This window comes from Aeromonas sp. CD, from assembly GCF_033349375.1.
GTDB classification, from domain to species: domain Bacteria; phylum Pseudomonadota; class Gammaproteobacteria; order Enterobacterales; family Aeromonadaceae; genus Aeromonas; species Aeromonas hydrophila.
In genome coordinates, this window is record NZ_CP137631.1 from 1251722 (window position 1) to 1263649 (window position 11928).

Annotated in this window: 9 protein-coding genes; 7 read left to right on the forward strand and 2 right to left on the reverse strand. The window is 62.1% G+C overall.

From position 1 onward, the window contains the following. Positions 1-6: 6 nt before the first annotated feature. From accA to pdxY, 7 genes are all read left to right on the forward strand, one after another. The gene (accA, locus tag R2E40_RS05860) at positions 7-957 is read left to right on the forward strand and encodes an acetyl-CoA carboxylase carboxyl transferase subunit alpha (RefSeq protein ID WP_016349878.1); all 951 of its coding nucleotides are present in this window, start codon (positions 7-9) and stop codon (positions 955-957) included. Positions 958-1084: 127 nt separating this feature from the next. Beyond that, entirely contained in the window at positions 1085-2047 is a 963-nt protein-coding gene (locus tag R2E40_RS05865) for an IS1595 family transposase (RefSeq protein ID WP_253628266.1), read from the forward strand. 355 nt (positions 2048-2402) lie between these two features. Then, positions 2403-3923, forward strand: a complete 1521-nt coding sequence (cadC, locus tag R2E40_RS05870; protein ID WP_318164981.1) for a lysine decarboxylation/transport transcriptional activator CadC — start codon at positions 2403-2405, stop codon at positions 3921-3923. A gap of 194 nt (positions 3924-4117) precedes the next feature. Continuing rightward, complete coding sequence (locus R2E40_RS05875) at positions 4118-4558, forward strand: hypothetical protein (RefSeq protein WP_318164982.1); 441 nt, start codon at positions 4118-4120, stop codon at positions 4556-4558. A 107-nt stretch (positions 4559-4665) separates the two neighbouring features. After that, positions 4666-6000, forward strand: a complete 1335-nt coding sequence (gene cadB / locus R2E40_RS05880) for a cadaverine/lysine antiporter (RefSeq protein WP_024946039.1) — start codon at positions 4666-4668, stop codon at positions 5998-6000. 76 nt (positions 6001-6076) lie between these two features. Continuing rightward, positions 6077-8209, forward strand: a complete 2133-nt coding sequence (locus R2E40_RS05885; RefSeq protein ID WP_065476253.1) for a lysine decarboxylase CadA — start codon at positions 6077-6079, stop codon at positions 8207-8209. Between the two features lie 72 nt (positions 8210-8281). Further along, on the forward strand, positions 8282-9148 hold the full coding sequence (pdxY, locus tag R2E40_RS05890; protein ID WP_318164983.1) for a pyridoxal kinase PdxY: 867 nt from the start codon (positions 8282-8284) through the stop codon (positions 9146-9148). 9 nt (positions 9149-9157) lie between these two features. Here pdxY and R2E40_RS05895 read toward each other — a convergent pair whose 3' ends face one another. Together R2E40_RS05895 and R2E40_RS05900 are read right to left on the reverse strand one after the other, a co-directional pair. Then, complete coding sequence (locus tag R2E40_RS05895) at positions 9158-10579, reverse strand: MATE family efflux transporter (RefSeq protein WP_139388971.1); 1422 nt, start codon at positions 10577-10579, stop codon at positions 9158-9160. A gap of 106 nt (positions 10580-10685) precedes the next feature. Continuing rightward, positions 10686-11594: a LysR substrate-binding domain-containing protein gene (locus R2E40_RS05900; RefSeq protein ID WP_318164984.1), complete on the reverse strand. Its 909-nt coding sequence runs from the start codon at positions 11592-11594 to the stop codon at positions 10686-10688. Positions 11595-11928: the final 334 nt, after the last annotated feature.

Below are 11928 nucleotides of genomic sequence, written 5' to 3' on the forward strand. Positions count from 1 at the left end.
GTCCCTATGAGTCTTTTTCTGGATTTTGAACAGCCGATCGCCGAGTTGCAGGCGCAGATTGACGAACTCCGTCATGTGAGTGAAGGCAATCACGCCGTGGATCTTAAAGAAGAGATCCGTCGGCTGGAGAAGAAAAACGAAGAGCTGACCAAGAAGATCTTCGGCGATCTGGGGGCCTGGCAGGTATCCCAGATGGCGCGTCATCCCCAGCGCCCCTATACCCTCGACTACATCGAGCACATCTTCACCGACTTCGACGAGCTGGCCGGCGATCGCGCCTATGCCGATGACAAGGCCATCGTCGGCGGCATCGCCCGTCTCGACGGCGAGCCGGTGATGGTCATCGGCCACCAGAAGGGGCGCGAGACCAAGGAGAAGATCAAGCGCAACTTCGGCATGCCGCGCCCGGAAGGGTATCGCAAGGCCCTGCGCCTGATGGAGATGGCCGAGCGCTTCAAGATGCCGATCATCACCTTCATCGACACTCCGGGCGCCTATCCTGGCGTGGGTGCCGAAGAGCGCGGCCAGTCCGAGGCGATTGCCCGCAACCTGAAAGTGATGGCCGGTTTGACCGTGCCGGTGGTCTGCACCGTGATTGGTGAAGGCGGCTCCGGCGGCGCCCTGGCCATCGGTGTCGGCGATCGCGTCAACATGCTGCAGTACTCCACCTACTCGGTCATCTCGCCGGAAGGGTGCGCCTCCATCCTGTGGAAGAGCGCCGACAAGGCGCCGGTCGCGGCCGATGCCATGGGCATCACCGCCCAGCGTCTGAAAGAGCTGAAACTCATCGACAACATCGTCGAGGAGCCGCTCGGTGGCGCCCACCGCAATGTGGAAAAGATGGCCAAGCGCCTGAAAGACCGCATTCAGCAGGATCTGAACGCCCTGCGCCCGCTCGAGACCGAGCAGCTGCTGGAGCAGCGTTACCAGCGCCTGCTGGGCTACGGCTACTGCTAAACCTGCTGCGGTATATCGCACCATGCTGGAAGGCCCCCGCTCTGCGGGGGCCTTCTTTTTGGCTCTGTCCCAATTACGTGTTGAAAGGCTAACCTTGAAGTAGGTCATCACCTTGAGGGCCGCCATCATGGATACCCAAGCCTTTCAACAGCTACTGTCCCTCTTCCCATTGCTCACTTCGCGTCAGCGTCGTCTCGCACAACATGAACTCACCACCCCTCACCCCATCACCTCGTTGGCTACTCACCTCCCCGCATGCCAATGTTGCCCTCACTGTCAGGCCGAGGCCACACAACTGGCTCCTTGGGGCTGGTCTCGAGGGCTGCGCCGTTATCGCTGCAAGCAGTGTTTGCGCACCAGTTCCGTGCTCACCAACACGCCTCTCGCCCGACTTCGCAAGCCACAATGCTGGGAAGACTATGCACAGGCCCTCATCGACGGTCTGACCGTCCGGCAGGCGGCGCTCCGCTGTGGGGTCGGTAAAAACACCGCCTTTTTGTGGCGTCACCGCTTCCTGAAGGCCATGGCCAGCCACCAGGCGGTACGGGAAGAGGGTATCGTCGAGGTCGATGAGACCTTCTTCCTGGCGTCGTTCAAAGGCCAGCGCGGATTGTCCCGCCCAGCCCGCCATCGTGGAGGCAAAGGCCGTACCCGAGGCACAGGACCGGATTACATCCCGGTGATGGTGGTGCAAGACAGAGCAGGCCACCTGGCCGATTTCCAGTTGGAACAGTTGAATGCCAGGGCGGTGAAGGCGGTGCTTGAGCCGCTTATCGCCCCGGATGCCGTCCTGTGCAGCGATGGTGCCGGGGTGTATGCGAGTTTCAGCGAGGGACTGGGGATAACACACCAAGTGGTGCGCAATCGAGCGGGAGAGCGGGTGGTGGGTGCATATCACATCCAACATGTGAACGGGTACCACAGGCGATTGAAGGAGTGGATGGAGCGGTTCCATGGGGTCGCGACCCACTATCTGAGGAATTATCTGGGTTGGAGGAGGATGTTGGAGCGCTATGGGCGGGAAGTGAATATCTCACGTTGCTTGCATGAGGCGCTGGGGCGCCCCATGCAACACATAATTGGGACATAGCCTTCTTTTTTGGGCGAGCGTTTGGGTGAGAGCGGGGCAGTGAAAAATCCTGTTCATATGGATACCTGTTGGCACGATGTTTGCCAAAACCCCCCTGTTGGATCAATTCAACGGCGATTTGTGGCCAAAAAAAGTGGGATCCCGCTCCCGTTTTGCTTAAAGTGATTGTTTCCGATCGACCCGATCGGCATGCCCGCAAGGACGCTCTGCGGACGTAAACAGGCCAGCTCGGCCTGACTCACAGGAATGTTCACCTTCCCGGCGGCCCAGTCTTGTGCAGCACCCTGCTGCGTCCAGCCGCCCCGGTGTTACGTCACTCTCATCGTGCATCGTCTCCATCTGCAGCGAGTGAATCATGAGCGAATCGGTTTTTGAGATCCATGACTGGACCCTGAGCGTCGACGACAACATGCTGTGTCGTCCCGACCGCGAGGTCTACCTCGAGCCCCGGCTGGTCAATCTATTGCGCTTCCTGGCCAGCAACGCCGGCACGGTATTTGGGCGCGACTGCCTGATCAACGAGGTGTGGGATGGCGCCGAAGTGACCGATCAGGTGGTGACCCAGTCCATCTTCGAGTTGCGCAAGATCCTCAAAGACGGCCGCAACGATGCCGCCGACTACATAGTCACCGTGCCCAAGCGCGGCTACAAGCTGGTGGCGCCGGTGCGGCCGCTGCAAGTGGTGTCGGTGGTGATGGCGCCAGCCGGCGACGAGATCCAGAGCGATTCGAGCCCGCCGCTGGCGGAGGAGGACGCCAAGGCCGTGGTCACCGCGGCCCCCTTCCCGGCCGGCCCGTTGACCCGGGCCATCTCGAGCCACGCCCAGGATGGCCGCAGCCGCTGGAAGATGATCGGCTTCGATGTTTTCGTCGCGGTGATCCTGGTCTCCATCGTCAGCCTGCTCAGCTATCAGCACGCCAGCCCCCAGGTGCACTCCATGCTGGATCCCGATCTGCTGGTATTTCGCTTTCACTCCGGCATGGATGGCAGCAACGAGAACGTGCGCCTGGCGGACGGCATCACCCGCGCCTTGATGGGGGAGGTAGCCGCCGCCACACCGCTGCGGGTGCAGTATGGTGCCAACACCCTGATGGGGGGCATCCTGCCCGGCAAGGAGCTGAGCGTGCGGGTCTCCCGCCAGCCGGGGGGCACCTATCTCGATCTGGAGTACCGCAACATCAACACCAACCGGGTGCTGTTCAGCCACCAGTACCAGCTCAGCCGTCACAACGTGCACGGGGTGTTGCAGGCGAGCAGCCAGGATCTGCTGCGCGCCCTCGACCAGCCTGACGTGCTGCCCGGCATGGGCTGGCCGACGGATGACGGGGCGCTGATGGCCATGATGGAGGCGCACTACTACATCAACAGCCAGGATCCGGTGGCCCTCAGACGGGGTGTCGAGCTGCTCGACAAGTCGCTGGCCAGTCAGCCGGATCAGCCGTTGCTGCTGGCGGAGCGCTATCTGGCCGGGGAGGCGCTGGCGACCCTGACGGGGACGCCCCAGAGCGAGCGCCTGCAGGGCATCGGTGCCCATCTGGCCAGCGTGGTACGGGATCAGGCCGCCCTGCCGGCCCGGGTCTGGGAGGCCCTCACCTTGCAGGCGATCCTGAACGGACAGCAGCAGGAGGCTACCCGCCTGCTGGCCGAGGCCGCCAGCCGGGGCCGCTCCGTGCTCTATCACATTTTGCGCGGCAAGCTGGCCGAGCTGGATGGTCGCCCCGAGGCGGCGGGGGATGCCTACAGCCAGGCCTTCCTGATGGAGGCGACCGAGCAGACCTATCTGCTCTGCCAGCAGCTCGGTTTTTACAGCAACATGGAAACCCTCACCCCGGCCCTGTTCAATGCCCTTGGCCAGAGCAAGGTGAAGCTGTTCTGATTCCTGCCGGGGCCATCCCGGCCCTGTCGCCAAGGCGGCGCTCACCGCCGGTTGCCTAGGGCCGCCGGCGGGTGCGTCGCCTGACATCATCTCTCAGCCGTACCCATCCCCATCCCAGGTCTGCCCCGTGCAGGTTTGGCGCCAGCATCGAACCTCTGAACCTCTGAACCTCTGAACCAGCCGAGCTGGTGCCGGTGTTTACCGTCTTGTGGGCACTCAAGGTGCTCGATCTGAGTCTTGATATTGTCTTGAGCCTGGAGCGCGGCGCGGTTGTGGTCGCCAGCCGGTGCCTGTTGCAGCGGCCGGGCATTGGCAAGGCGCTGCCGGCCGAAGGCGATAGCGTGCCCACGGCAGAGGGAAGAGCAAAAACGTTTAGCAAAAGGGGCCGTGCGAACTCGTCTGCCGGACATGGCCGGACTCGTTGGGTCATGAATGACGCGCTTTATGCCGTGGCGTCCCTCAGAAAAATATCAAGGCGTGTCGAATGGCGCTCATTGGCCACATCAAGGGGGTGGCCGATATCAAGGTTTTATCAAGGCGCTCGATGGCACACTTGCCAGTTGTTTGTTTTTAAAGTGTTTTTCTCTATTTCGGCCGCCCGGTCGAAAAAGTTCACTCATGTTTTTATCCCTTAGCTGGTCTTTATGTTTTCCGGGGCCGAGGAGCCTAGTCTGTGGCCATTGGTTGGCGGGAGGCTTCGCCAAGCGTGTGTTTGATGCCTTAATATCGACCCGGAGATTTTATGTCCCTAGATACGAGCAAGAAGATCGGCCTTGTCGCCTGTACAGGTGTGGTGGCCGGCAACATGATGGGGAGCGGTATTGCACTGCTGCCCTCGGCCCTGGCCACCATAGGTTCCATCTCTGTGTTCAGCTGGGCCATCTGCCTGGTCGGCGCCATGGGGTTGGCCTTCGTGTTTGCCCGCCTCGCCACCAAGAACCCGCAAGAAGGCGGCCCCATCGCCTACGCCGGCGAGATCTCTCCGGTGTTCGGTTTCCAGACCGGTGTGCTCTACTACCACGCCAACTGGATCGGCAACCTGGCCATCGCCATTACCGGCGTCTCCTACCTCTCCGTCTTCTTCCCCATTCTCAACAGCCCTATCCCGGCCGCCGCGGCCACCATCGCCGCTGTCTGGATCTTCACCTTCGTCAACCTGCTTGGCGGCAGCTGGGTGAGCCGGCTCTGTACTCTGGGTCTGGTGCTGATCCTGCTGCCGGTAGTGGGTACTGCCGTGATGGGCTGGGGCCATTTTGATGCCACCGTCTACAGCCAGAACTGGAACACCACCAGCGGCAGCGACCTGCATGCGGTCATCAGCGCCGTGCTGATCTGCCTCTGGTCCTTCGTGGGCGTGGAGTCCGCCGCCGTCTCTTCCGGCATGGTGAAGAACCCCAAGCGCACCGTACCGCTCGCCACCATGCTGGGCACCGGTATCGCTGGCGTCATCTACATCCTCTCCACCCAGGTGATCAGCGGCATGTTCCCGGCCGGTGAAGTGGCTGCCTCCGGTGCGCCGTTTGCCATGGCCTCTTCCGCCATCTTCGGCAGCTGGTCCGCGCCGTTCGTCTCCGCCTTCACCGCGCTGGCCTGCTTCACCTCGCTGGGTTCCTGGATGATGCTGGTGGGCGAGGCGGGCAAGCGTGCCGCCCACGACGGCAACTTCCCGAAAATCTACGGCGAAGTGGACAAGAACGGCGTCGCCAAGAAGGGTCTGATCCTGGGCTCCCTCAAGATGACTGCGCTGATGGTCGGCCTGACCGCCTTCACCTCCCAGTCCGCCCACGCCGCCGATCTCTTCAACGTGCTGACCACAGATGCGGTGCTGCTGACCATGCTGCCCTACTTCTACTCCAGCATTAACCTGATCCGCTTCGAGGGCATGACCTCCCGCAGTATCGGCGCCATGATCTTCTCCGGTGTCGCCTGCGTCTTCTGCCTGGTGGCCCTGATGGGGGCCAAGGGTTCCAATCTCACCGCTACCTTCGTGGTGTCGCTCATCATCCTGATGTTCTACGCCAAGAAACAGGGTCTGCGTCAGCACGACGCCCTGCTCAAAGAGCAGACCAGCCACTAATTCCGTTTTCCTTTTCCGAGCGCTCTTCACTCACCATCCCTGATGGAGAGCGCCCCATCACGTGTGGAGCATTACGATGAACATCATTGCCATCCTCAACCACCTGGGCGTTTTCTTCAAAGAAGAACCCATTCGCCAGCTGCAAGCCTCCCTCGAGCGCAAGGGTTTCGAGGTCGTCTATCCGGTCGACGTGGCCGATCTGCTGAAACTGATTGAGAAGAACCCCCGCGTCTGCGGCGCCATCTTCGACTGGGACAAATACTCCCTGGGCCTGTGCAAGGAGATCCACGATCGCAACGAGAAGCTGCCGATCTTCGCCTTCGCCAACGACCAGTCCACCCTGGACATTCACCTGACCGACCTGCGTCTGAACGTGCACTTCTTCGAGTACCGTCTCGGCATGGCCGACGACATCGCCCTCAAGATGGGTCAGGCCACCCAGGAGTACCAGGACGCCATCCTGCCGCCGTTCACCAAGGCGCTGTTCAAGTACGTGGAAGAGGGCAAGTACACCTTCTGTACTCCGGGTCACATGGGTGGTACCGCCTTCCAGATGAGCCCGGCCGGTAGCATCTTCTATGACTTCTACGGCCCGAACGCGTTCAAGGCCGACGTCTCCATCTCCATGCCGGAGCTGGGTTCCCTGCTGGATCACTCGGGCCCGCACAAGGAAGCCGAGGAGTACATCGCCCGTACCTTCAACGCCGATCGCTCCTACATCGTCACCAACGGCACCTCCACTGCCAACAAGATCGTCGGCATGTACTCCGCGCCGGCCGGCAGCACTGTGCTGGTGGATCGCAACTGCCACAAGTCGCTCACTCACCTGATGATGATGAACGACGTGACCCCGCTCTACTTCCGTCCGACCCGCAACGCCTACGGCATTCTGGGCGGCATCCCGCAGAGCGAATTCAGCCGCGAAACCATCGCCGCCAAGGTTGCCGCGACTCCGGGTGCCCAGGCGCCGCGCTACGCCGTGATCACCAACTCCACCTACGACGGTCTGCTCTACAACACCGGCTTCATCAAGGAGGCGCTGGACACCCCTTACATCCACTTCGACAGTGCCTGGGTGCCCTACACCAACTTCAGCCCCATCTACGAAGGCAAGTGCGGCATGAGCGGCGAAGCGATGCCGGGCAAGGTGTTCTATGAAACCCAGTCCACCCACAAGCTGCTGGCGGCCTTCTCCCAGGCCTCGATGATCCACATCAAGGGCGACGTGGAGGAAGAGACCTTCAACGAAGCCTTCATGATGCACACCTCCACCTCGCCGCAGTACGGCATAGTGGCGTCCACCGAGATCTCTGCGGCCATGATGCGTGGCAACACCGGCAAGCGGCTGATCAAGGACTCCATCGATCGCGCCATCTCCTTCCGCAAAGAGATCAAGCGTCTGCGCGAGCAGAGCGAAGGCTGGTTCTTCGACGTATGGCAGCCGGATGACATCGACACCGTCGAGTGCTGGAAGCTGGATCCGAAAGATGACTGGCACGGCTTCAAGGACATCGACGACAACCACATGTACCTGGACCCCATCAAGGTCACCCTGCTGACCCCGGGCATGGGTCGCAATGGTCAGCTGCTGGAGAACGGCATCCCGGCTTCGCTGGTCTCCAAGTTCCTGGACGAGCGCGGCATCGTGGTGGAGAAGACCGGCCCCTACAACCTGCTGTTCCTGTTCTCCATCGGTATCGATCAGTCCAAGGCGATGCAGCTGCTGCGCGCCCTGACCGAGTTCAAGCGTGGCTATGACCTGAACCTGACCATCAAGAGCATACTGCCGAGCCTCTATCGCGAAGACCCGAGCTTCTACGAAGGGATGCGCATCCAGGAGCTGGCCCAGCGCATTCACGAGCTGACCAGCAAGTACCGTCTGCCGGAGCTGATGTTCAAGGCGTTCGACGTACTGCCGGAGATGAAGATGACGCCGCACGCCGCCTGGCAGCAAGAGCTGGCCGGCAACGTGGTGGAAGTGCCGCTGCGCGACATGGTGGACCGCATCAGCGCCAACATGATCCTGCCGTACCCACCGGGAGTACCGCTGGTGCTGCCGGGCGAGATGGTGACTCAGGATTCGCTGCCGGTGCTCGAGTTCCTCGAGATGCTGTGCGAGATCGGGGCCCACTACCCGGGCTTCGAGACCGACATCCACGGCCTCTATCGTCAGGCCGATGGCAGCTACACCGTCAAGGTGCTGCGTTAAGCGAGAGTGACAACAACGGGCCGCAAGGCCCGTTTTTCCCATCTGGGTTCATCCATTTTTTTGCGAGTCAGCATGAAGCGAGTTCTCTCCATCCAGTCCCACGTGGTGTTCGGCTGTGCCGGCAACAGCGCCGCCGTGTTTCCCATGCGTCGCATGGGGCTGGAGGTGTGGCCCGTCAACACGGTGCAATTTTCCAACCATACCCAGTACAGCGCAGGCTGGCAGGGGATGGTGATGCCAAACGGTCATATCCGCCAGCTGATGGCGGGGCTGGCCGACATCGGCGTACTGGGGCAGTGCGATGCGATCCTGAGCGGTTATCTCGGCACGGCCGAGCAGGGGGAGGAGATCCTGGCGGCGGTGGCCCACCTCAAGGCGCTCAATCCGAATGCCCGCTATTTTTGCGACCCCGTGATGGGGCATCCCGACAAGGGGTGCATAGTCGCGCCCGGCGTCGCCGATTTTCTGAAAAACCGGGCGCTGGCCTGCGCCGACCTGCTGGCCCCCAATCTGCTGGAGCTGGAGCAGCTGACCAGCCGCGAGATCTGCAATCTGAGCGAGGCGCTGGCGGCGTGCCAGCAACTGCGTGACGGGGGAGTTGAGCTGGTGATGGTCAAGCATCTGGGCCGCGCCGGCTTGAGCCTGGACCGGTTCGAGATGCTGCTGGTGTGCGAAGAGGGGGGGTTTCATATCTCGCGCCCCCTCTATGAGTTTCAGCGTCAGCCCATCGGGGTGGGGGATCTGCTGAGCGCCACCATGCTGGCCAACCTGCTGGCGGGCTTCACGCCGGTGGCGGCGTTCGAGCGCACCAATGCCAGCGTGGATGCGGTGCTGGCCCAGACCTGGCTGGCGGGCGCCTACGAGCTGCAGCTGGTGGCCGCCCAGCAGGCGATGGTCGAGCCCGAGATCCGCACCTGTGCCCGCCGGCTGCCGGCCTGATGGCGGCGCTTAGCCGGCGCGCCTGGCCAGTTGCACTTGTTGGCGCGCGCCAAGCGGTTTGCGATTGGGCCGGCTCAGCGGGGCACAGGCCAGCTTGAGGCGGCGCCACTCGCGCCACAGCAACCAGCACAGCGGCAGGGTCAGCAACACCACGGTGGTGGGCTGGGCCAGCAGCACGCCGTCCCGGCCCCACCAGAGCGGCAGCATGAAGATCAGCGGCAGCAGCAGCAGGGTCTTGGCGGCCGAGATGAGCAGCGCCTGGCGGGTACGGGCCATGGACTGCAGCAGCACGATGCCGAACATGATGATCCCCTCCAGCGGAATGGCGCCGAGGTTGAGGGTCAGGCTGCTGATGGCAGCCGCGAGCAGCTCGCCATCCTGGTCGCCGGTGTAGAGCATGGCCACCTGACGCGGCAGCAGCTGGATCAGCAGCCAGACCGCCAGACCGTAGACGAGCGTGATCTTGAGCCCCATCTCCATCAGGAACTTGAGGTCACGATGGCGTTTGGCGCCGGCCGCCTGACTGACCAGCGGCTGGATGCCGAAGGCCAGCCCCTGCAGGATGACGATGAACACCGCCTCGGTGTAACCGGCCACGGTGAAGCCGGCCAGATCCTTGACCGAACCGTGCACCATCAGCTGGCTGTTGTGCAGCAGCAGCAGCAGGCCGAGGTTGAACTGGGCGATCAGGCTTGGCAGGCCGGTGAACAGCAGGTTCGGCATGGCCGGGAAGTCGGGCACCAGGTGGCGCCACTCTATGCGCAGCTTGGCATGGCGGGTAAAGAAATACCCCAGCCCGAGCAGGCTGACGACCCCTTCCGAGATGAGGGTGGCCTGCGCCGTACCGATCAGACCCAGCCCCAGCCGGCCCACCATGATGTAGTTGAGGATGATGTTGAGGATGGCGCCGCTGCTCACCAGCAGCATGGCGAGACGGGGGCGGCCGTCGTTGCGCAGCAGATAGGGCACCGCCAGGTTGCAGGCCAGCAGCAGGGTGCCGCCGCCGATCCAGTAGAGGTAGTCGCTGGCCTGTTGCCAGGTGTCGGTACCCTGTTCAATGCCCAGTGCCAGCAGGATGTCTACGTGCCAGTAGTGCAGCAGCAGCGGCGCCACGGCGCCCAGCAGCCCCAGCAGCCAGAGCGCATTGACCAGCGCCTGGCGGGCCAGGCCGAAATTTCTGGCACCTTGCTGGAAGGAGATGGCGGTGGCCGCCCCCATGCTGATCATGGCGGCGAGACCGATCAGCACCATGATGACCGGGTAGACCAGGTTGATGCCGGCGAGGCCGGCGGCCCCCACGTAGTGACCGACGAAGATGCCATCGACCAGGTAGTAGGCGCCGGATACCAGCATGGCCATGATGGAGGGGAGGGCATAGCCCCAGAAACGGCGGGTCATCGCCCGCTGGCGCAGAGTGAAGTAGGCAGACATATCTGTTCTCTTGGGGAGTTCGATTATCGAGCAGATAGTCTAGATTAATATTTTTTTGTCGATAATCCGGTTTCTACTTGATGAATTGATGAGCCATATTCATCAATCAGCGTGGCTGGTAGTGTCCCTTGAGCATGTCGATGAGGGCGCGCAGCCCGTTGCCCAGCTGATGGCGACTGGGATAGAAGAGCGAGAAACCGACGAAGGTGGGGCACCAGGGCTCCAGCACGCTCACCAGGGTGCCCTCGGCCAGCTGCCTGCTCACCTCCTCTTCCAGACAGTAGGCCAGCCCCAGCCCCGCCTCGGCTGCCCCCAAGTAGAGGGCCGGCGTGCTGGTGGTGAGCGGCCCGGTCACTTCGATCTCCAGCATGGAGCCCTCCTCGCCGGCAAAGGCCCAGCGATAGTGATGGGAGGGGGTGAGCCGATAGCCGATGCAGGCGTGCCGGGTCAATTCGCGCGGGTGCTGCGGGGTGCCGTGTTCGGCCAGATAGGTGGGGGCGGCCACAACCAGGTAACGCTGGGGCGGGCCGAGCGGTACCCCGATCATCTCCTTGGGCAGCAGATCCCCATAAAAGAGGGCGGCGTCATAGCCATCTTCGATGAGGCGCGGCATCAGCTCCTGCTCCACCACCTCCACCTGCATGCGCGGGTAACGCACCATGTAATCGATCAGCACCGGGGCCAGCAACTCATCGATGGCGCCGCGCGGCGCGCTGATCTTCAGTCTTCCTACCGGTTCGTCGCTGTGACGGGCCAGCTCACCCAGTGCACTCTCCAGATGGCTCAAGGTTGGCAGCAACTGGGTCAGCAGGCGCTGACCCGCATCTGTGGGGACCACGGCGCGGGTACTGCGATTGAGCAGTCGTACCCCCAAACGGGTCTCCAGCCCTTTCAGGCTGTGGCTCAGGGCGGAGGCAGACACGCCGAGTTCGAGGGCGGCCTTGCTGAAACTCTGGTGGCGGGCGACGGCGGCAAACACCGCCAGTTCGGCGAGATCGGTACGGGTGATGGCCATATTAATTCAGCGAAAAAATGTTGAGCAACAGGGTACGTCAGCGGACGGCGAGGCACAACCTGAGCAATAAATAGTCGAATGTAAGCAATTTGTTGTACCCATAAGGATATAGATACGGGTGAAACTACCTCTATTTGTTAACGGCTGTTCACAGAATTGGGCTCGTAACGTGATCTCTGACGCCAGAAAGGCGATTCCAGTCAAACTTTGGTTGATTAATTCAAAAAAACACTGTGATCGCTAAGGGGATTTAATTAGAGTCAGCGCATCGGAACAAAAGCGTGTTAGCGAGTTGTAAAGTCTGACGCGTTTGTGGCCCTCGGGCCTATGACCC